This window comes from Thermanaerothrix daxensis (genome assembly GCF_001306145.1).
GTDB lineage: Bacteria > Chloroflexota > Anaerolineae > Anaerolineales > Anaerolineaceae > Thermanaerothrix > Thermanaerothrix daxensis.
Genome location: NZ_LGKO01000002.1, coordinates 554,042 through 574,010, shown reverse-complemented (window position 1 = coordinate 574,010; position 19,969 = coordinate 554,042). Strand labels below are relative to the sequence as shown.

25 protein-coding genes are annotated in these 19,969 nt (G+C 54.4%); 19 read left to right on the top strand and 6 right to left on the bottom strand.

Features of this window, described 5'->3' with window-relative positions; genetic code table 11:
- The first annotated feature begins 1 nt into the window (after position 1).
- The 19 genes from SE15_RS02870 to csrA all read left to right on the top strand — a co-directional run bounded on the left by SE15_RS02870 (position 2) and on the right by csrA (position 14,835).
- Positions 2 to 532 carry a FliO/MopB family protein gene (locus SE15_RS02870; protein WP_054520590.1) on the top strand — a complete coding sequence of 177 codons (531 nt, stop codon included), beginning with the start codon at positions 2 to 4 and terminating at the stop codon, positions 530 to 532.
- On the top strand, positions 529 to 1,296 hold the full coding sequence (gene fliP, locus SE15_RS02865; protein ID WP_054520589.1) for a flagellar type III secretion system pore protein FliP: 768 nt from the start codon (positions 529 to 531) through the stop codon (positions 1,294 to 1,296). The genes SE15_RS02870 and fliP overlap by 4 nt, the downstream gene beginning before the upstream one ends.
- A gap of 13 nt (positions 1,297 to 1,309) precedes the next feature.
- Positions 1,310 to 1,579 (top strand): flagellar biosynthesis protein FliQ, encoded by a 270-nt coding sequence (fliQ, locus tag SE15_RS02860; RefSeq protein ID WP_054520588.1) that lies wholly within the window; start codon positions 1,310 to 1,312, stop codon positions 1,577 to 1,579.
- 16 nt (positions 1,580 to 1,595) lie between these two features.
- On the top strand, positions 1,596 to 2,435 hold the full coding sequence (locus tag SE15_RS02855) for an HDOD domain-containing protein (protein WP_054520587.1): 840 nt from the start codon (positions 1,596 to 1,598) through the stop codon (positions 2,433 to 2,435).
- Positions 2,432 to 2,830, top strand: coding sequence for a response regulator (locus SE15_RS02850; RefSeq protein WP_054520586.1), 399 nt, complete (start codon positions 2,432 to 2,434; stop codon positions 2,828 to 2,830). The genes SE15_RS02855 and SE15_RS02850 overlap by 4 nt, the downstream gene beginning before the upstream one ends.
- 169 nt (positions 2,831 to 2,999) lie before the next feature.
- Complete coding sequence (fliR, locus tag SE15_RS02845) at positions 3,000 to 3,764, top strand: flagellar biosynthetic protein FliR (RefSeq protein WP_054520585.1); 765 nt, start codon at positions 3,000 to 3,002, stop codon at positions 3,762 to 3,764.
- Between the two features lie 5 nt (positions 3,765 to 3,769).
- On the top strand, positions 3,770 to 4,840 hold the full coding sequence (gene flhB, locus SE15_RS02840) for a flagellar biosynthesis protein FlhB (RefSeq protein ID WP_054520584.1): 1,071 nt from the start codon (positions 3,770 to 3,772) through the stop codon (positions 4,838 to 4,840).
- Between the two features lie 25 nt (positions 4,841 to 4,865).
- Positions 4,866 to 6,938, top strand: coding sequence for a flagellar biosynthesis protein FlhA (gene flhA / locus SE15_RS02835; protein ID WP_054520583.1), 2,073 nt, complete (start codon positions 4,866 to 4,868; stop codon positions 6,936 to 6,938).
- 3 nt (positions 6,939 to 6,941) lie between these two features.
- Positions 6,942 to 8,150: a flagellar biosynthesis protein FlhF gene (locus SE15_RS02830; protein ID WP_054520582.1), complete on the top strand. Its 1,209-nt coding sequence runs from the start codon at positions 6,942 to 6,944 to the stop codon at positions 8,148 to 8,150.
- Positions 8,147 to 8,500, top strand: a complete 354-nt coding sequence (locus tag SE15_RS02825; protein WP_054520581.1) for a hypothetical protein — start codon at positions 8,147 to 8,149, stop codon at positions 8,498 to 8,500. Before SE15_RS02830 ends, SE15_RS02825 begins: the two co-directional genes overlap by 4 nt.
- Positions 8,501 to 8,510: 10 nt before the next feature.
- Complete coding sequence (locus tag SE15_RS02820) at positions 8,511 to 9,341, top strand: sigma-70 family RNA polymerase sigma factor (protein WP_054520580.1); 831 nt, start codon at positions 8,511 to 8,513, stop codon at positions 9,339 to 9,341.
- A 13-nt stretch (positions 9,342 to 9,354) separates the two neighbouring features.
- A complete protein-coding gene (locus SE15_RS02815; protein WP_054520579.1) occupies positions 9,355 to 9,762 on the top strand; it encodes a hypothetical protein in 408 nt (135 codons plus the stop codon).
- Entirely contained in the window at positions 9,759 to 10,529 is a 771-nt protein-coding gene (flgF, locus tag SE15_RS02810) for a flagellar basal-body rod protein FlgF (RefSeq protein ID WP_054520578.1), read from the top strand. The genes SE15_RS02815 and flgF overlap by 4 nt, the downstream gene beginning before the upstream one ends.
- Positions 10,530 to 10,548: 19 nt before the next feature.
- Entirely contained in the window at positions 10,549 to 11,286 is a 738-nt protein-coding gene (locus SE15_RS02805; protein WP_054520577.1) for a flagellar hook-basal body protein, read from the top strand.
- A 69-nt stretch (positions 11,287 to 11,355) separates the two neighbouring features.
- Positions 11,356 to 11,646, top strand: a complete 291-nt coding sequence (flgM, locus tag SE15_RS02800) for a flagellar biosynthesis anti-sigma factor FlgM (RefSeq protein WP_054520576.1) — start codon at positions 11,356 to 11,358, stop codon at positions 11,644 to 11,646.
- A gap of 35 nt (positions 11,647 to 11,681) precedes the next feature.
- Positions 11,682 to 12,203 carry a flagellar protein FlgN gene (locus tag SE15_RS02795; RefSeq protein WP_054520575.1) on the top strand — a complete coding sequence of 174 codons (522 nt, stop codon included), beginning with the start codon at positions 11,682 to 11,684 and terminating at the stop codon, positions 12,201 to 12,203.
- Positions 12,204 to 12,212: 9 nt separating this feature from the next.
- Positions 12,213 to 13,601, top strand: a complete 1,389-nt coding sequence (gene flgK / locus SE15_RS02790) for a flagellar hook-associated protein FlgK (protein ID WP_054520574.1) — start codon at positions 12,213 to 12,215, stop codon at positions 13,599 to 13,601.
- Between the two features lie 18 nt (positions 13,602 to 13,619).
- Positions 13,620 to 14,504, top strand: coding sequence for a flagellin N-terminal helical domain-containing protein (locus tag SE15_RS02785; RefSeq protein ID WP_054520573.1), 885 nt, complete (start codon positions 13,620 to 13,622; stop codon positions 14,502 to 14,504).
- 28 nt (positions 14,505 to 14,532) lie between these two features.
- Positions 14,533 to 14,835 carry a carbon storage regulator CsrA gene (gene csrA / locus SE15_RS02780; RefSeq protein WP_083461653.1) on the top strand — a complete coding sequence of 101 codons (303 nt, stop codon included), beginning with the start codon at positions 14,533 to 14,535 and terminating at the stop codon, positions 14,833 to 14,835.
- A gap of 35 nt (positions 14,836 to 14,870) precedes the next feature.
- Here csrA and SE15_RS02775 read toward each other — a convergent pair whose 3' ends face one another.
- The 6 genes from SE15_RS02775 to SE15_RS02750 all read right to left on the bottom strand — a co-directional run bounded on the left by SE15_RS02775 (position 14,871) and on the right by SE15_RS02750 (position 19,968).
- On the bottom strand, positions 14,871 to 15,197 hold the full coding sequence (locus SE15_RS02775) for an EscU/YscU/HrcU family type III secretion system export apparatus switch protein (RefSeq protein ID WP_054520572.1): 327 nt from the start codon (positions 15,195 to 15,197) through the stop codon (positions 14,871 to 14,873).
- A gap of 4 nt (positions 15,198 to 15,201) precedes the next feature.
- Positions 15,202 to 16,566: a hypothetical protein gene (locus tag SE15_RS02770; protein ID WP_152965507.1), complete on the bottom strand. Its 1,365-nt coding sequence runs from the start codon at positions 16,564 to 16,566 to the stop codon at positions 15,202 to 15,204.
- Between the two features lie 70 nt (positions 16,567 to 16,636).
- On the bottom strand, positions 16,637 to 17,863 hold the full coding sequence (locus SE15_RS02765) for a flagellar hook protein FlgE (RefSeq protein WP_054520570.1): 1,227 nt from the start codon (positions 17,861 to 17,863) through the stop codon (positions 16,637 to 16,639).
- A 96-nt stretch (positions 17,864 to 17,959) separates the two neighbouring features.
- The gene (locus tag SE15_RS02760) at positions 17,960 to 18,367 is read right to left on the bottom strand and encodes a TIGR02530 family flagellar biosynthesis protein (RefSeq protein ID WP_054520569.1); all 408 of its coding nucleotides are present in this window, start codon (positions 18,365 to 18,367) and stop codon (positions 17,960 to 17,962) included.
- A complete protein-coding gene (locus tag SE15_RS02755; RefSeq protein WP_054520568.1) occupies positions 18,339 to 18,785 on the bottom strand; it encodes a flagellar hook capping FlgD N-terminal domain-containing protein in 447 nt (148 codons plus the stop codon). The genes SE15_RS02760 and SE15_RS02755 overlap by 29 nt, the downstream gene beginning before the upstream one ends.
- 10 nt (positions 18,786 to 18,795) lie before the next feature.
- The gene (locus SE15_RS02750) at positions 18,796 to 19,968 is read right to left on the bottom strand and encodes a flagellar hook-length control protein FliK (protein ID WP_054520567.1); all 1,173 of its coding nucleotides are present in this window, start codon (positions 19,966 to 19,968) and stop codon (positions 18,796 to 18,798) included.
- Between the last annotated feature and the right edge of the window lies 1 nt (position 19,969).

Here is a 19,969-nt window from a genome sequence, read left to right as displayed (position 1 = left end):
CATGCTCAAACCGCAGCAAATCTTGAGCCGCTTGTCAGCCCTTCTACAAAAGCGGTCCACCTGGCCTTGGCTGGGAGCAGGATTGCTTTTTCTGATTGGCACTGCCCTGGGCAGTGAATCCGCTGCTTCTCGGGATAGCACCGCCTACCTGCTCGGGCGCACCCTGCTTGCTCTAACTGTCATCCTGGGAGTACTCTATTTGAGCGTGCAGGGGTTGAAACGCTGGAAAGGGATTTTCTCCCGGGCTTCTACCCACCAGATGACTATTCAAGAAACCCTCTCACTTGGGCCGCGCCGCGCTCTGCACCTGATACGCATTGGCGAGCAACAGTATCTCATTGGGGCTACCGAGCACCAGATCACCCTGATCAGTGTCTTACCCCCCGACACAATACTCTCCTCCCAACAACCCGCCGATACGGACAAAGCAGTCCCTCCCTCCTTCACTAACCTTCTGGCCGAGCACCTCAATGGCTCTTTCGACTCACCTGCCCCCTTTTCAAGATCTCGATTTGGTGAGGTCGGGCGATGATCAGAACACGACGTTTTCTGCTTTTGGGGTTGATTGCACTGGGAACCACTCTCCTTCTCAGTGGGTGTATGAGCGGTTCGGAAATCAATGCCCCGGGTGTGACCCTGAGCGTGGAGCCTGCTACCTCCCCCCAGCAAATGAGTGCAGGAGTACAACTGCTTGTGCTCCTAACCGTGCTGAGCCTGGCACCCTCAATCCTAGTCCTGGCCACTTCCTTCACGCGCATTGTCATCGTTCTCTCTATGTTGCGCAATGCCATCGGCACTCCTACCATTCCCCCTAACCAGGTCATCATTGGGTTGTCACTGGTGCTTACTTTCTTTATCATGACACCGGTCTACGCTCAGATTGACCAACAAGCCATTCAGCCCTACCTGAAGCAGGAGATTGATCAGAAAACGGCTTTCCAGCGTGGCGTTGAACCACTACGCCAGTTCATGTTCAAACAGACGCGCGAGAAAGACCTCCAATTATTTCTCGAAATTAACGGCAGTCCTCAGCCCAACTCGCTGGATGACATTCCCACTGCTGTGCTCCTACCCGCATTCGTGATCAGTGAATTGCGGACCGCCTTCACCATGGGATTTGTACTGTATATTCCCTTCCTGGTGATTGACATGGTTGTTTCCAGTATTTTGCTCTCAATGGGAATGATGATGCTGCCACCCTCACTAGTTTCCCTACCGTTTAAGTTGCTGCTTTTTGTCATGGTAGACGGCTGGTATCTCATCACTCGTTCCCTGACCCTGAGTTTCATTCAGTAAGCGAGGAGTCCTTATGAGCGAAACTTTTGTGCTATCTCTGGCCCAAAACGCTCTGATGATTGCTCTAATATTGGCCGGTCCCGTGCTCATCATCAGCCTGATCATCGGGAGCCTGGTTAGTCTGATTCAGGCTGCCACACAAATCAACGAGGTCACCCTGACATTCATTCCCAAAATCATTGGCATTGCCCTGGTCTTTCTCCTCCTTGGTGCGTGGATGTTACAACAACTGGTCCAGTTTACGGTTAATCTCTTCCAAGGTCTCCCCAATCTTATCCACTAAGACCCCAAGGCCACCTATGCGCTCAGCGCGACTCACCCAACTGCTTCAAGCCATTGATCGGCTTCACCCACTGCCGGGGAATGTGACTCGTATACTACGCGCCCTGGATGAGCCGGACACCACGGCTGCATTACTGGCAGAACTGATCGGGTTAGACCAAGCGCTGGCCTCACAAATCCTCCACATGGCCAATGCAGCCTCCCTCGGATATGGACCCGAGTGCACAACCCTCAGCACCGCTATTATGCGCCTGGGTTTCAAACGTATCAAGACCCTAATCATGGGAGCGGCGGTTTCCAACCAACTAAGCCGAGGACTACCAGGCTACCGCCTCGGGCCGGGTCAACTCTGGAACCACGCCGTTGCCTCGGCAACCGTCGCTCAGTGGCTGGCTCACCACTTTGGCTACCCCAATCCTGAAGAGGCTTACATTGGGGGATTGCTGCATGACATAGGAAAGTTACTCCTGGACCAGTATCTGCTTCTGGATTATCAGACCTTCCTTGAAATGATACAAAACAAAAAGAGCCTGCTCTGGCAAGCCGAAGAGGCATTAATCGGCCTAAATCATGCCCAAGTGGGAGGTCTCATGGCAGAGAAGTGGTCGTTCCCCCCGGTACTGGTGGAAGCCATTCGTTATCACCATGCCCCCTCACTTTCGTTTGAGCATCCTCGCCTAGCTTCCATTGTCAACCTGGCCAGTGCTATTGCCACCCGCGACGCAATCGGAGTTACCGACCCCTATGGGGACGTCCCTCACCCCGAAGCCCTGGCAACCCTGCATTTGACCGCAGAGGGATTTGAGCGCCTCCGCGAGCAAGCCTATCGTTATCTGGTCAACCAGTCCTCGCCATGAACGAAACCGCCGAATTTTCATCTGCTTCTCGTCGTCCCGTGGTTATCCTGGCTGAACGGGATGCTTTGGTGCGCGACCTGCTGGCAACTGCCCTGAAACGACTAAACCTGAAGGTTGTAACCGCTGCCGAAGGGGATGAAGCCCTCACTCTGTGCTATCAGCAACCTCCCGATCTCTTGATCACCGATATATGGCTGCCCCATCTCAATGGATTGGACTTGATTCGACGGTTGAAGCAAGAAGATCGGCTGATACACACGCAGGTGATTATCATTACCTCGCTAGGCTTTCCTGAAGTCGTGGCTGAAGCAGCGGCATTGGGAGTACAAGACTTCCTGATCAAGCCTGTGGATACCGAGGAATTGCTGGCACGCGTGCAACGTCGGCTTGGGTAGAAACGAAGGGCAAAAATTCATCGCCTGCAAAACTTTCATTAACGCCCGGTTATACCCCATATTTAGGCCCCACCCAGGAATTTACGCAAACTTTATCCCTGCTTCATCCTGGCTTTACTGCAGCCTTCATGGGCTTGAGGTATGCTCAGAAGCGGAGGTAATCCTCACTATGATTATGGTTTCGGTTGCCCAGGCCCAATTTTTCTTTCTGGCCCTCACGCGGGTCCTGGCTCTGCTCGCCCGCCTTCCGGTACTGGGGGGGCAAACCATCCCCACCTCGGTGCGCATCGGCCTAGGCATTCTCCTCACCACCCTGATTTTCCCCTGGCAGTCCATTGCCAAAGATGCCCCGGCACTTTCGCTGTTTCCTTTTACCGTTGCCATCTTACGCGAACTCATTATTGGTCTAACTGCTGGTTTAGCCCTGGATCTCACCTTTGGGGCACTACAAGCCGCCGGGGAATTGATCGGCCTGGGTAGTGGGTTTGCTGCCGGACGCTATCTAAACCCACTAATGGGGGATTCCGGATCCGTGCTGGATCAGTTCTTCGTCATGCTGGCTATGCTGATCTTCCTGATCATCAACGGGCATCTTAAGGTGATTGCTGCTCTCGCTCAGACCTTTGAAGTGCTCCCCCTCAACACCAGTTTGAGCAGTCTGTCTCTGGAAGAGATTCTTCACACGAGCGCCATCCTCATCCTCAACGGCATTCAGATTGCTTTGCCCGTCTACGGCGCTCTCCTGCTTGCTGATCTTGGACTGGGGTTATTGGCTCGCACAGCGCCCCAGATTCAGGTCTTCTTCCTGGGTCTGCCCCTCAAAATCGGCGCCGGGCTTTTGGTGTTGGGAATGAGCCTCGCTTACACCTTACCTGGTCTGATCTCCCTTCTGGAACAGGCGGGGCCCCGTATGCTTCGTCTACTTGGAGGATAACCCCAATGAGCGAGCGTACTGAGCAACCCACACCCAAACGCATCCGTGAAGCCCGCCTGGAAGGCAATGTGGCGCGCAGCCACGAACTGAGCGCCGCCGCTATCCTGCTAGTGGGGCTTTTGCTCGTGCGGACGGTGGGACGCCAGCTGGTCAATGGCATGGGAGAATGGATCAAAGCCCTGATCATCGCGTTACCCGAAAACTTTCCGGCCACCCCAGGCCACCTTCCCAGTAACCTTACCATCCATGCAAGTTTATGGATGCCATGGCTGGGAGTAAACCTCGGTGGGTTGCTGCTCACTGCCATCGCCGCTAATCTGGCCCAGACCGGCTTTCTGTGGTCTACCAAGCGTCTGGGTTTTCACCTGGATCGACTGAATCCACTCAAAGGATTAAAACGCCTATTTTCCCTGCACGGTCTGATTGAACTGGGTAAAGCCCTACTCAAACTGGGGTTAATCGGGGGAGTAGGCTATGCCTATCTACGACCTCGCCTACCCATTCTCCTGGGGTTGAATCAGAACGACTTTGTCAGCGGTATTACCCTGTGGTTCGATTTGGCGCTGGGTCTGGCTTTCCAGATTGCCATTCTCTATCTGATCCTGGCGATCCTTGATTATGGCTATCAGCGTTGGAATTATATGCGCTCACTGCGCATGACGCGCGAAGAAGTAAAAGAGGAACTGAAACAGACCGAAGGAGATCCTCTCCTGCGCAGTCGCATCCGCTCCTACCAGCAACGCCTTGCCCGTACCCGCATGATGGCAAATGTCCCTAAGGCCACTGTCGTGATTACCAACCCGACTCACGTAGCAGTGGCCCTCGAATACCAACCGGCCACCATGCGGGCTCCCAAGGTAATCGCCAAAGGCACCAATCTGCTGGCCCAGCGCATTAAGGAGATCGCCCGTGCCAACCGTATCACAATTGTTGAAAATCCACCATTAGCACGTGTCCTCTACCAGACGGTAGACCTGGATCAGGAGATCCCCCCCGAGCTTTACACCGCCGTTGCCGAAGTACTAGCTTACGTTTACCGCTTGAATGGAAGTCTTTCCCAGCCCGTGGCAACATGAGATTTTACTTCCAGGATTTGAACGTATGACCACAGAGACGCGTCCCTTCCCAACCCTCAAAATCTCACACCTTCTGGGCTCCAGCGATTATGCACTGGCTGTGGGGGTCGTGGTCATCGTCTTACTGTTACTTCTACCACTGCCCCCGGTCGTTGTGGATGTCTTGTTAGCAGCGAACCTGGCTCTCTCCATCGGCATTTTGCTCCTCACCCTTTACATTGGCCAGCCAATGGACTTCTCAGTATTTCCAACGCTGCTCTTATTGGTCACTCTCTTCCGTTTGGGTATCAACATTGCCATTAGCCGGCTTATTCTGGTTCAGGGTCACGCCGGGAAAATGGTGGAAACTTTCGGCAATCTCATCCTGGGCAACAACTATGTGGTCGGCGTGGTGATCTTCCTGATGCTGATGATCATCCAGTTTGTGGTTATCAACAACGGTGCTGGACGCGTGGCAGAGGTAGCCGCCCGGTTTACCCTTGACGCCATGCCCGGTAAACAACTGGCCATTGATGCCGACCTTAACGCAGGACTGATTGATGAAGAAGAGGCCCGCCGACGCCGTCGTCTGATCGAATTGGAAGCCGACTTCTACGGTTCGATGGACGGTGCCAGTAAGTTTGTCAAAGGCGACTCGATAGCCGCGCTGATCATCATGGTGGTTAACATCCTGGGCGGTTTTGCCATTGGGGTGCTTCAGCGCGGCTTATCCCTCATGGACGCCCTCCAATCTTACACACTACTCACCATCGGGGCCGGCCTTGCCATCCAGGTACCCGCTCTGCTCATTTCTTCCGCCTCGGGCCTGGTTGTCACGCGCAATGCTTCTGAGCGCTCCTTGGGCCATGAGATCTTGGGTCAATTTTCCAATTTCAATGCCCTTGTGGCTGGTGCTGCCATAATGGGGCTAATTGCCCTCATTCCTGGTTTTCCTAAACTACCTTTCCTCTTGCTGGCAGGTTCATTGGGAGGAGCCGCCTACTGGGTCCATCAGGCTCAGCAGAAAGCCGCCACGACCGTCATTGAGGAAGCCACTGCTCCCAAACCTGAAGCCGAAAGCCCCTCCGACATGCTGGAAGTTGTGGTGGTAGATCCGGTGGAACTGGAGATTGGCTACGGCTTGATCCCCTTGATTGATGAGGCCGCCCCAGATAACTTGCTTAGACGTATTACCACCTTGCGTCGTCAACTGGCCACAGAACTCGGACTTATTCTCCCAATTGTGCGCATTCGGGATAATCTGCGCCTTCCGCCACAGGCCTACCGGGTCAAAATTCGCGGGCAGGAGGTTGCACGAGGTGAACTGTTGTTGGATCACATGTTAGCCATCCCCACCTCCACCAGCACCGAAACCCTCAAGGGCATTCCTACCACCGAACCCGCGTTTGGGTTGCCGGCTGTCTGGATCAGCGAGGCAGAGAGCGGACGCGCCGAACTGCTTGGTTACACCGTCGTCACACCGCTCTCCGTATTGAGCACCCATTTAGCCGAACTCTTCCGACAACACGCTCCCGAATTACTGGATCGCCAAATGGTGCAGGAGATGATCAACCATCTCAAAGCCCGCTCACCAGCCGCCGTGGAAGGGGTTGTGCCGGATCTCATTAGCCTGGGCGAGTTACAGGCCGTGCTCCGCAACCTGCTCAGCGAGCGCGTTCCCATCCGCAACCTAGCCGGTATTCTAGAAGTGATCACCACCCACATCAACACCACCCGAGATCCAGACATCCTGGCCGAAGCAATCCGCCAGGCAATGGCTGGTGCTATCTCCAGCCCTTATCGGGATGAGAACAACTGCTTACATGTTTTTACCCTTTCCCCGCAGTTAGAAACAACACTTCGCGAGGCATTGAATAATTCAACCAATGGCCTCAACTTTCAGATTGATGCCGCTCTGGCCCAGCGCATCCTCAAAGGCACTGCAGAGCAAATGGAAAAACTGGCGCAGGCCGGACACTACCCCATCCTGCTCTGTCCCCGCGAGTTGCGTCTGGCTTTTCGCCGTTTGGTCCATCCAGTGTTGCCCAACCTGATCGTCCTGGCGTTTTCTGAGGTTAGCCCAGGTACGCGCGTGCAGTCCCACGGCATGGTGGAGTAACCCATGAGAAACCCTCCGATCACCAAGACATTCCGCGGACACGACATGCTGAGCGCCCTGCAACAGGTTCAACGGGAATTTGGGGCAGATGCCATTGTGGTTTCCATGCGCGAAGTTCCGGGAGGTGCCCCCTGGCAAATCTGGCGTAAACCCATCTTTGAGGTGGTGGCTATGAAGAACCCATCTGCCACCTCCCTCAATGATGCAATTCCCAATCAAGCGGCCCCACCCCAGCGCGAAAGGCAAGTGGTCGAAAGAGCAGAAAGCTCCACCGCGGCAGAAGGGAATGACTTCCCACCATCCCACGTTCCCCAGAAAGCACCCGGGGCAAGCCCGCTCGATATCCTTCTTCAAATCAGCCGTGAAGCCCCTCCACCTTCTTCACAAACTCACACAAAACCCCTTACCCAGACCGAAACCCTGCCCACTGCCCTCTCCAAAATCCGCCAGCACTTGGAGGATCAGGGGATAGACGAAGCCATCATCCAGTGGTCTCTAAATGCAGCACGTCTCGGCCTGCCACCAGAGGCTTTGGAAGATGAAGCCAAAGTGCGTTTTTTCATTTTGCGCCATTTAGAAGGAGGCATCCGGGTGGCTCCTCCGCCCCTTGAGCAATTACAAGGGCTCATTTTTATCAGCGGACTCAGTGGTAGCGGAAAAACCAGCCTGTGCGCACGTCTGGCTGCCTACGCCATGCGGGTGCTTCAGCGCCGGGTTGCCTGGGTCACCCTTGATACCGTACGCACCGCCGCGCTGAACGAAGCCCGCACCTTTGCCGAGTTGCTGGGCGTTCCCCTGCAAATTGCGTATACCCCAGAGGAGTTTCGCCAGCACCTTCAAGGCGATACAGGCAATTATGACCTGCTCCTGGTAGATACCCCCGCGCTCAATCCCCAAAGCGAGGAAGGGTTGCTCTGGCTGGCATCTTTCCTAAGTGAGGCTCCCAGACGCAAGCTGTATCTGACCTTGCCAGCCACGGCTAAGGAAAGCGACCTGCATCATCTGATTAATGTTCTTACCCCGTTTCGCGTGCAGGGCCTGGTTTTCACGAAATTAGATGAAACGCTCACCCTCGGAAATCTCTACAACCTTGCCTGGAAGACCCAGATTCCAATTGCCTTTTTCATGCAGGGGCGGCGCGTGCTTGATGATCTGCATCCTGCAATTGCCAGCCGCCTGGTCAAATCCCTGATTGGGGAGGTACGCTTATGAGCCCCAAGAAAACCCCAACCGAACCATCAACCCCTCGACCCCCCTCTACAACAACTGCCCAACCACCTCGCCTCACGGCCACACCGCCTCTGGTGGAACTGACATTAAGCCTTGGATGGCTGTGGATTAGTCTGAGCGGGGTTCTTGTCTTGGTCGTCTCTCTGCTTAATCACGCGCCCTGGTTACTTGCCCTTGCTCGCACTGCTGGGGTCATGTTAATTCTGGGCTTCCTGGTATGGTACCTTTCTGATAATCTTGTTCGTGCACTGCTGGAAGCCCAGATTGCCCTCCAGAAGTGCCAGGTCACTCCGTCTGAACCACCCCAGAGCACTCGAGAGATCAACGCCTGAGTTATAAGTTATGGATGCTTCAGAGAATCGGCATCTCTTGGAAGAATATTTGAGGACTCGCGATCCGGCCCTGCGTGAGACGTTGATTTTGCGCCATGTTTCGCTGGTACATTACACCCTGGGACGCATGGGGATATTTGCCGATATCGGCGCCGATTACGAGGACCTTGTTAGCCAGGGACTGTTGGGGTTAATTGATGCAATAGATCGTTATTCTCCACAACACGGAGCGCAGTTCAGCACTTACGCTGTGCTGCGCATTCGGGGCAAGATTTTGGACTACCTGCGCAGCCAGGATTGGCTGAGCCGGGTAGGGCGGCAACGTGCACGATTGGTTCAAAAAGCCATCTCCGACCTGTGGGGCAAACTCCAGCGCATGCCCAGCGAGGAGGAACTGGCTGACTACCTCAACTTGAGTGTGTCTCAGGTTCAGCAAGCACTGGTGGACTCGAGCCGCCTGATCCTTTCCCTAGATAGCCCCCTCGAAAACGAAAGCGAAAGTGAGGTGCAATCGCTCCATGAGATTCTGAGCGATGAGAATCAGCTCTCACCCACTGAAAAGGTGGATGAAGAGGAACTGCACGCCTGCTTGATTGAAGCATTGCAGCATCTCCCACCTCGGGAACAGCAAATTCTGGCTCTGTATTATTACGAGGGTCTGACGCTCAAAGAGATTGGGGCTGTACTTGGCATTTCAGAGTCACGAGTATGCCAAATTCACGCCAGAGCGATATTTAGCCTGCGTGCTGCGCTTTCAGCGGCTGGGCATCTGGTCTCCCCAATAACCGCACAGGGACTCGATTCCACCCAGACCCTAGCCAACAGAACTCTTCAGATCTAAAGGAGGAGAAGGTATGAAAATCAGCGAAAACCTCCTTCTGGATACCTACCACCTGCTTCAACTGGCGCGAGAAACTGCACTGGCTCAAGGGCATGCAGAGCGGGCCGAACGTCTCTCTCCGGTGGTCAACGAGCTGCGCAATCTGGTCATCCAGAGCCGTGAACCCGGCTCTGCCCAACCCACCGGAGCCCTGGCTGGGCAGGATTTTCAAACACTTTTGTCTGTTGCCACGCGCACCGCTCCTGCTCTAAATGCCGGAGGAGGCCCTCAGGAACGATATCAGATGGTACTAGCCATGGCAGCAGCCAACACAAGCGAAACTGAGATCGCCCGACACCTGGGGATGACCCTTGAGGAAGTGCGCACCCTGATCCAAATTGCACAGCGCCGCCCATCTTATCCTGCGGAGGGAGCCCAATGATCAAAGGATTTTATGCTGCTATCTCGGCCATGGTGGCGGGTGCTGCCCGGCAGGAAACCCTGGCCCACAACCTCGCTAATCTGGATACCCCGGGCTTTAAGCAGATCCTGAATTCGCTGGATGAATTCACCCACACCCCGGTGGTTTTCTCGCCTGGCAACATCACCCGGTCATCCACCCTCCGTGCTGTGGGCAATTTGGGCTTAGGTGTCGAACTCAATCCTGAGGTGACCAATTTCGCAGCAGGGGCACTCAAAACCACCGGAAACAAACTCGATTTCGCCATTCAGGGTGAGGGATTCTTTCGCCTTCAGACCCCTGAGGGCGAACGCTACACCCGTGATGGACGCTTCTTGCTCGACGCGCAAGGCAACTTAGTCAATGTAAATGGCTTTAAGGTGCTGGATCAGAACGGTCAGCCAATCGTTCTGCCCGAAGACGTCACTCCTGAGGTTAGTACCGACGGAACCCTACGCGCGAATGGGCAGGTAATCGCCCAGATTGGCCTAGCCCTCTTCGATGATCCCCAAAACCAGCTTGAACGCGATTCATACAACACTTTCCGGGCGCTGGTCCCCCCTTCGAATAATCCCCAGGCCTCGCGTGGGCTTATCCATCAAGGCGCCCTGGAAATGTCGAATGTCAATCCCTCGCAACTTATGGCCCAAATGGTCATGATTGCACGCTCTTACGAGGCAGCCCAGCAAATGGCCCAACTGCAAGATGAACTGCTGGGCCAGGTAATCCGCACCTTGGGACGTATCTAATTTACCGGAGGACAAAACCATGGCCTCTCTCTATCACGTGCTCCACATCTCTCGTCAGGACATGATGGCACGCCTGGACGATTTGGATCTCACCAGCCACAATCTGGCCAATATTAATACCATCGGGTTTAAGCGCTCACGTACCAACTTCCAGGAATTGCTGGAGAACGCTACCAAGAGCGGTGCCTGGATCGCCGCAACCCAGATTCTAAACGCCCAAGGAGCCCTCAAACAAACCGGGCGCGTGCTCGATCTGGCCATTCAAGGCGAGGGCTTTTTCGCCGTACGTTTACCGGATGGACGAACCGGCTACACCCGTGATGGACAGTTTAGCCTGGATGCTCAAGGACGTTTGGTCACAGCAGCCGGTTACCCTCTCATCTGGGAAGGGCAAATCCCCACTGACGCCACCGCCATCGAGATTGACCGTGACGGCACCGTGCGCATTCAACAGGGTCAAGCCTGGAATGTGGCCGGTCGAATTGGACTGAGCCGGTTTATCAACCCGAGTGCCCTGCAGGAATTCGGCAGCAACGTGTGGCTGGAAACACCCACTTCTGGGCCGGCCCAGAACGGCACGGCAGGGAATGCACGTTTTGGGCAAATTGTGTCCCGGGCCCTAGAACAATCTAACGTCAACCTGGCTGAAGAAATGGCACACCTCATCTCCCTGCAACGCAACTTCCAAATGTCGGTACGCGCCTTCCAGCAAACCGATCAAATGATCAGTCAGGCAATTCACCTGCGCAAGGCCTAAAGTTTTGCTCCACCCGACCGATACTAAAGGTAAGGTCAGAGCATCTCGAGCAAATTAAGGAGTAGGCGCATGAAGATCGAAAACAATTCCATCCACTCGCTGGCATCCTCAAGGGCACAAAACACCTCCGCTGCAGGTCATACCGCACATTCGAACGAAGCTACCCCCCCATCCACAACTAGAGACCGTGCAGAGCTCTCAGAACAGGCGCGCATGCTGGCGAAAGCGCGCAATGCCTTAAACGAGGCACCAGCGGTTCGCAATGAACGCATTGAGCAACTGCGTCAGCAAATCGAGGATGGCACCTATAAAATCCCTCTCGAAGCCCTGGCCAATCAATTGTTGAAACGCCTCAAGTAACCTCCATACTTCCTTCCTGATGCCGCGAGTGAGCCATGGACACCAACCCTCAATTTCAAGCCGCACTTGAGACCCTCGAACAAGTTATGGTACGTCAGTTTAACCTGCTCCAGGAATTGCTTGGCCTGACCCAAGCCGAACGAGATGCGCTTTACCGCAACGACGCTGTGCTTCTAATGCCGCTGGTTGAACGCAAAGAAGCCCTGCTCGATCAGATTGTCCTGCTCGAGGATCAGCGCCGCATGCACACCGAACGTTTGAGCCAGTACCTCCAGACGGGGATTGGTGACGCACCCTCTTTGCATCAAATACTCCCTCATGTCCCCTCACCCCGTGCCGAACGACTTCAGCGCCTGAGTGAGGGAATTCTCTCCCTTGCGACTCAGGTGCGTCAAACCAACGAGCATAATGCTTTGCTGATCACTAATGCAATCGAATGGGTGAACGCCACCCAAGAATTCGTCCTCAGTCTTTACACCCAACCCGAGGGGTATTCCCCAACGGGTCAGCGGGCTGCTTCTGAGCCTTTGAAAGGCGACGTTGAGAGAGCCGTTTAGAGGTGCTGTATGTCCACGTTGTTTTCAAATCTGAGCATTGCACTGAGCGCCTTGCTAAGTCATCAACGGGCGATTGAAGTCATTGAACACAACGTGGCCAACGCAAACACGCCCGGTTACCGCCGACAAGAGGCCGTACTCAGCGCTGCCACTCCCACCAGCCCTAACCTCTTCAAGTTTGGTGGAGGAAGCGGTCAGGTAGGAAGCGGCGTACAAGTGGAAATGATTCGCCGCTATAGCCTGGATTTTTTCGATAAACGCTATCGCAACGAAATTGCGCGCGCCAAAACCTGGGAGACTCGGAGCGACCTTCTGAAACAGGTCGAAATCGCCCTCGGAGAAACCTCAGATAACAGTCTTTTGAACCGACTGGATGCCTTCTGGAACGGATGGCTTCTGCTCAGCAGTGATCCTACGAATATGGCTCTGCGTGCCGACTTGCTTGAACGTACGCGCAACCTGGCCGAGGCTTTCAATCGCCGTATTAATCGCTTGGAAACCGTGCGCGCCGACCAAGAAACTGCGCTCCAACAAAAAGTCGATGAAATTAACGCCCTGGCCTCGCGTATTGCAAAATTGAACCAGGAGATAACCCGTATTTACTCAGTAGGCGACCAGCCCAACGATCTCCTGGATGAGCGCGACCGCATTCTAGACCGGCTGGCCGAACTCAGTGGTGCAATTTCCTACCGCCGAGAGAACGGCGAAGTGACTGTTTCGGTGGGCGGGCATGTGTTGGTCTTTGGGCCCACCTCCTACCGTCTGACATTAGACCCAAGTACTAAAACCCCTATCTGGGAAGACGGCCAACCCTACAACGCCGCAGATGGTGAGATTCAAGGCATTCTTTCAGTACGGGATGGGGATATACAGACACTTATTGACGGATTGAACACCCTTGCAAGCGACATCATCAATTTTGTCAATGCCATTCACACCCATGCTTACGGGTTAGACAGTCAGACTGGGCGTCCTCTGTTTGTTGGGCAAGATGCACACACCATTGCCCTTAACCCCACTATCACCGATCCGGCGTTCCTGGGCGTTGCCGGTCGGCCTGACGCCCCCGGTGATAATACCGCCGCCCTGCAGATTGCGGCAGGTTACTCGGCTATGCGCATGAGCAATGGAAGTGCCACTTATGGTCAGTTCTACACCGCCCAAGTTGCCAGTTTGGGGCTCTCTATCCAAACGGCTCAGACACGTGCTAAAGATTACGCTACCGTTGCCGAATCCCTGAACACTCAGCGCGAATCCGTCTCAGGGGTTTCTTTGGACGAAGAAGCAGCCAATCTGGTGCGCTTTCAGCGCGCCTTTCAGGCTGCAGCCCGGCTGATGAACGTGGCAGATGAAATGCTAGACCGAATTATCAACGGCCTGGGTTATGCGGGTCGTTAATGAGGAGGGAATACCTCAATGCGCATTACCAATCAGATGATGACCCAAAATGCTATCCGTCATCTAAACGCCAACCGCGAACGAATGGCGGACCTTCAAACCCAAATCGCTTCTGGTAAGCAATATCAGGTTGTTTCAGACAATCCCAGTGCAGCCACGCAATCCATGTTGCTCCGCTCTCAAACAAGCATGACCCAAACCTACCTGGAAATCACTCAGGCGGCAGATGATTGGCTTTCCGCAAATGAGTTGGCTCTCTCCCAATTGATTTCATTAGGTAGTCGAGCCCTTACTCTGGGGTACAATGGCATTTCAGACACCCAAGGGGATCAAGAGCGCCGCACTTTCGCAGATGAAGTCAATGCCTTGATACAGGAGGCAGTGGATCTGGGCAACTCCAGCCACAAAGATAACTACCTGTTCAGCGGCCATCGCATCCTTACGCGGCCCTTCATTCTGGTGGATGCCAATACGATCGTCTACAATGGAGATGAGGAGAAAATCCAGGTCAAAACTTCACCCGATACCAGTCTGACCCTGAACATTGATGGGGGGGCTTTGAAACCGTTTATGGAAGCCCTGATTGAACTCAGGAATGCCTTGCAGAGTGAGCCCTTTGATCGAATTCGACTGACGAATGCTATCGGTAACCTTTCAACCCAACTCGACAACATCAAAACGGCCCGTTCGGTTAATGGTGCACGGCAACGTGAGGTACGAGCACAAATGAATTTTTTAACCCGGGCCCAGAACGAACTTAAAGCATTGCTTTCTCAAAAAGAAGATGCTAATATAGCAGAAGCAATCAGTTTGTTGCGCAATCAGGAAGCTACCTACCAGGCCACCCTGGAGGTAACCCGACGTGCCATCTCGGTGACAAGCCTGTTTGACTTGTTGCGCTGAGTCGATTTCTTATCTTCTGAGAGAACCAATGCTTGTTTTGACCCGTAAAGTTGACGAAAGTGTGGTGATCGCAGAAAACATTGTGATCACCATTTTGAGCATTGAGGGAGATAAAGTCAAACTGGGGATTGAGGCACCCCGCGAAGTGCCCATCTTGCGTAAGGAACTACAGGATGCCATACGTGAGCAAGAGCAACTGGCCAGCGAACTAAGCAAATCCCCTTCCCCAGAGACGATCGAAGCCTTGCGACGATTGATCATGGAGCTGGATGTACCCGAGGAAAAATCTGCTCCATCTTCCCACTCTACTTCATCCGAGGCAGAGGTCTGAGATCATTTGGCTAACCGACCTCTGCCAGATGAACGCTAATCCCGTGATTTGAGCGCCTCAGGCAGATGCCCCCGCAGACGATATACGTAAACCAGTATCTCTGCCACCACGGCGTAGAGCTCAACTGGGATCATGGCTCCAATATCCAAAGTGGCTAGAGCCGCTGCCAAGGCTTTGTCTTCCACCACTGGAATTTCGTACTCTTGCGCCAGGGCAAGAATTTGTTCTGCCACCTTGCCCTCTCCAATTGCCAGCACCCGCGGAGCAACATCCTGCTCCGGGTCATATCCCAGCGCCGCTGCTACGGGTCGTTCTGTTCTTCCCCGCTCCCTCTCTGCTGCCCAAATACGATAGGGCGTCATCGCTCTACACCTCCACGTTAAACGGTACCTCGGTTTTCAGGTGCCAGGCCACCATTGAACGCTCCTGCGCCTCCGAATTAGCCGGGGGGATGACACGCACCTCCGCCCGTTGCAGGACATAGCCCAACGCTTCCAGTTGCCTGCGCAAGCCCGGTAACTCGGTCTCAGCCGCCCGAGCCAGATCTGGTGTAGAAACCTCAACGCGCGTTCCTACCACCTGTCGTACAATCGAAACATCCACTCGAACTATGTAACCTGGCGTCAAAACAACATCCAGCACCAGACGAGTATAGGCGGGGTCCACCCGCCGCTCCTGTGAAGTATGACGCGTGGCTACCCGCAAGTGAGCCATCTGCCATTCAGGCTGCCCACCTTCCCCCGACGCAAAGGTGACCGGGAACGAAAAGGATAACCATTCCCCCCATCCTGCTCCTTCTGGAGAAGGTCCACTAAGCATGTGCTCATATCGGATCTGGGTCATAAGCCGGTTTATTACGTCGCGCAGTTCAGCCGGCATGTGCTCCCCAGCCGCCCGTTGAAATCGCCACAACCAACCCACCAAACTGGTCTCCAAGGCTGAATCCAACTCCTCCTGAGGAGCGTGCCGATTTAACAGGCTCAGGGCCCTTTCCAGGGAGCGCCCGAACCAATTGACCCATTGCATCAGGCGTTCAGATAGTGCAGCCTTTTCATCCCCTTTCTCAGTCACCCACAGCCCCTCTAACAGACTTAACAAATACTGCCCCTGGGCACGGAGGGTCTCTTCCAGGTCATCTTGAGCCAACCACTCTCGTAATCCCCGACGTAAAGCCTCCCACAAAACCAAACCCGGCGGCGCCTCTTCTCCCACCAGGTTCAGAACAGAGGGAGAGAGCGGGACCCCCTGGGCGATCAAGTCCAGGATGCGCTCTAAACGCCGAGCCGAAATGCCCTGTGACCGTAATTGGGCCAATGTCTGGAGCAAGTCCGGGGTGACCACCACACCACGAGCCAGAAGTAATCGCACAACCTCCTGATTTGCAGGTGTAGAAGGTAATGCGGCTCCCTCCAGTAAGACACTCACGGCATCCGGCTGATGGCTCGCAACCTCTGTCAGGCCGGTTTCTGCGCCTAAGTGTTGTATCAAAACTGCATGAGAGGTAATCTCACGCACCACAAATTGGGCCTGACGCTGATTCATCAGAGCCATGCCTTGCTCTGGTGAGACCAATCGTGCCACCACACGCACCCCCTGGATCGAGAGAACCACCGTTTCACCGGAAACCTGCAGCACTTCAGCGTTGAAACGCTGGTTTAAACGCAACATGAGACCAGCGTTCTCATCTGGACGTGGCAGTGGAGCAGCCGGGAGTGGACCACTAACGTTCATCACCGACGATCCTAAAAGTAGTAGGGGTAGCCCGACCTTAACAACGTCGGGCTACCCCTTTAGCAGAGCACTAACGCTTCAGGTTGACCAGTTCGGCAAGGATCTCATCCGAAGCCGAGATGAGGCGAGACGAAGCCTGAAATCCCCGCTGGGCAATAATCAAATTGGTGAATTCGGTGGCCATGTCCACATTGGAAGCCTCCAGATACCCCGAGGCAATGACCCCACGGCCTCCTGACCCTGCAGTGCCGATGTTCGGTTCACCCGAATTCAACCCCGCCCGGTACAGGTTTTGACCATCGCGGATTAAGCCCGAGGGGTTAGTGAATTTGGCAATAGCCAGTTGACCGATCAATTGCTTAAGGCCGTTGGAGAATAGAACGTGGATGCGCCCCGAATTCGGTTCAATGCTTACATCGGTCACATTCCCCGCTGCCAGGCCATCCTGACTGGTCACGGCGATACTGCTTTCCGTAGCCAGCATAGTAACCTGCGTCATATCCAGATTTGTAATCACCACGTCCGCTGCGCCGTTGGTTCCGGGAATACGGATATTATTGAGTACCTGCGCATTGGTCACATTCCCGTTCGTGTCAAAAGTGATGGTGCCATTGCCTTGAGCCGTCGCCGGGCTACTCACCTGCCACGACCAAGTGTTATCCCCGGTACGGGTGAATGTTACGGTCAGGCTGTGAGATTGCCCCAGTGAGTCGTACACCCCCAATGTCACCGGATAACTCTGACCGATGCTCAGATCTGAACTCAGGTTACCGCCAATGATCATGCTTGAAGTCGCCTTGGCCAGAGTAAGGTCTAGCGGCACCGAAAGATCGCCAATTGGGTTGTTGGTGTTGATGGGACCCTGACTGCCAATCGGGTTTTGCCAGCCCTGAATGCGATGACCCGTGGAGCTATTGACCAGGTAACCCTGAGCGTCAATGTGCAAGGAGGCTTCTCGTGAGTAAAAGAGCTCACCACCCTTGCGGTAGATGAAGAAGCCATCACCTTGCAAGGCCAAATCGGAATTGCGCCCGGTTGCCTGGAGCATTCCTTGTGAAAAAATGGGGGTGATATAACCGATTTTGATGCCCAAGCCAATTTGAGTAGGATTGATCCCACCCAACTCGTTGGTGGGTGCAGAGCCAGGGCTCAATAACTGAGAAAACTGGTCCTGGAACAACACCTTGCTGGCTTTAAAGCCTGGGGTATTCGCGTTAGCCAAGTTATCTGCAACCACATCCAGAAACGCTTGATTGGCGTTGAGGGCACTAATGGCTGTGAACATTGAACGTAACATGGGTTGTTCTCCTTTCTAATCTAAATATGGGTTAGATGTTCACAAATATGGGTTAGATGTTCACAGGCCTCCTCCGAGAGGGCCAGCCCGTGATTACTAAATCTTTGTCTCCAGAGTGCTTAGAGGTGCGGATGAGTAAGGAGCAGCAAACACCACACTATCCACCTGGGTGAAAACACCCTCGCCGCGGTGTTCGGGATCAATGGCGGTAATCACCACACGCTCGCGTACGTTGACCAGGAAAGCCAGATCATCTACCAGCACTAAGGATTCACGACCTCCACGTTGAGCGGCTTTTTCTACCGCCTGAGAGAGGCGCAGCAGGTCATCGGGGCTCAAATCTATCTGACGGCTCTGCAGGCGTTTTTGTGCGTGATTCGAAAAGCGCAGGTTCTGCGCCAGACAGACGGCAAAATCTTCTCCATTGCACGCTTCCGGTGCACGCGAAGCAGGGGTCGTTGAATGATTTAGAGATTCAGAGACTGGCCTGGCTGAGAGACTCATGTTCACCTCCTTCATAAACCTGAGTAATCTCGCGGAGAGGCCACCATGCGTCCCCTACCTGCACGTAGTACACACTGCCGCGAATCTCATACCCCTTAACCACCCCTTGCAAGACCTGCCCATCGGCTTGTGTGGTCATCACCTGCTTTCCAATCAGAGAAGAAGCCAGGTTTGAGAGGTTGACTTGTAAGAGGGCTTCCATGTTCTCCTTGATCTGTTTGAGGGTTTCGAGAGAATTCAATTGAGCAAATTGCGCCATCAGATCTTTGTCTTGAAGCGGCTCTAGAGGGTTCTGATTGCGCAATTGAGCCATGAGCAGGGTTACAAAATCATCTGCGGAGAGCCCGCTCAGGCGATTGAGAGCCTCGCCACTCGAAGCCAATGAGGGATAGTTCATCACCGAATTGACCGCTGTCATACCAGCCTCCTTAGATCCGGCAATCAACTACATAAGAATCGCCCCTCCAAACTTTCAGGCTCACCACCTCTTGGGGGCTATCTCCTGGCAAGAGAGTTTCAAGTGGCAGATGAAACCGCACCGGGCTACCATGAGATTGGCGAAAGAGATGCTCCTGAGCATTTTGCTGTCCCACGGCCACATCAGCCAGCTGGATACCCGATTGGGTCAAAGACTGGCGCAGATCGTTCAATCCTGCCTGGAGTAACCGCTCGGTCTGGGGATGATCCGCCACCATCCACACACGGGTGCCTTCGGCCCCATGCGCGATGCGAATCTCAATGCGTCCCAGCGATTCGGGGTAAAGTTGCAGGTTCAGGTTTGATTGATCCAAACGCACCATCAAATCCACAGCCCGCACGACTTGATGAACCGGATGGCTCAGAGCAGTGCCTGAGGCAGTTCTTGCCAGGCTTAGTGCCCGCTCCACGAGGGCTCCAAAAGAAACCGATCGGGACGTCCCCATCTCTAGAGGGATTGGAGAAAGATCTGCCGACTTTGTCATCTGGGGTTGGCTGGTTTCTTCAGACTGTAGCCCCTCAGCAGGTAATCCTTGAGAAGCCTTTAACCTTAGGGGGGCCTGAACAGACACCCCGGAATCGCGGGGAGGCTCGGTACCCAGCGGCCCTGTATTTAGTGGCAGGTTCGCAGCAATTCCCGTCCCGGCTTCTGTGGGGAGCGGTTGAGATTTTCCCGTGCCGGGCAGATTGAGCGCTGCCCAGTTGATCCCTGCTCCTGGCGTGATCACAGAGAGATCCTGCGTCACATGTTCTCCCGCCTCTCCACCTACCTCTCCAGGAAGTTTCCCAGGCAGGTTTGTCTGATCTGGCTGGAAAAGAAGTGGAAGCAGCACCGAGAGAGGAGAAAGTGTTTCCACTGCAGCAATCTCGGAGGAACCAGGGGCTTGCGCTGTCACTGGCTCAGAAATTTCCTCTTCAATCACCGACTCTCCTGACTGATCTTGCGCCTGGGTTTCCCCACTTCGGTTATGCTGCTCAGCCAGAACGGACTGAAAAGAGGGCGCAGTCTTCACCGCCTCATTCTCCGCGCCTATTGCCTTTCCTTTCGTCGGAGTCGAGGTACGCGGAACTTGGTCTAGCGGTGGGGCGTTCATTTGGAGCCCCGAGAACAACTCAGAGTTCATA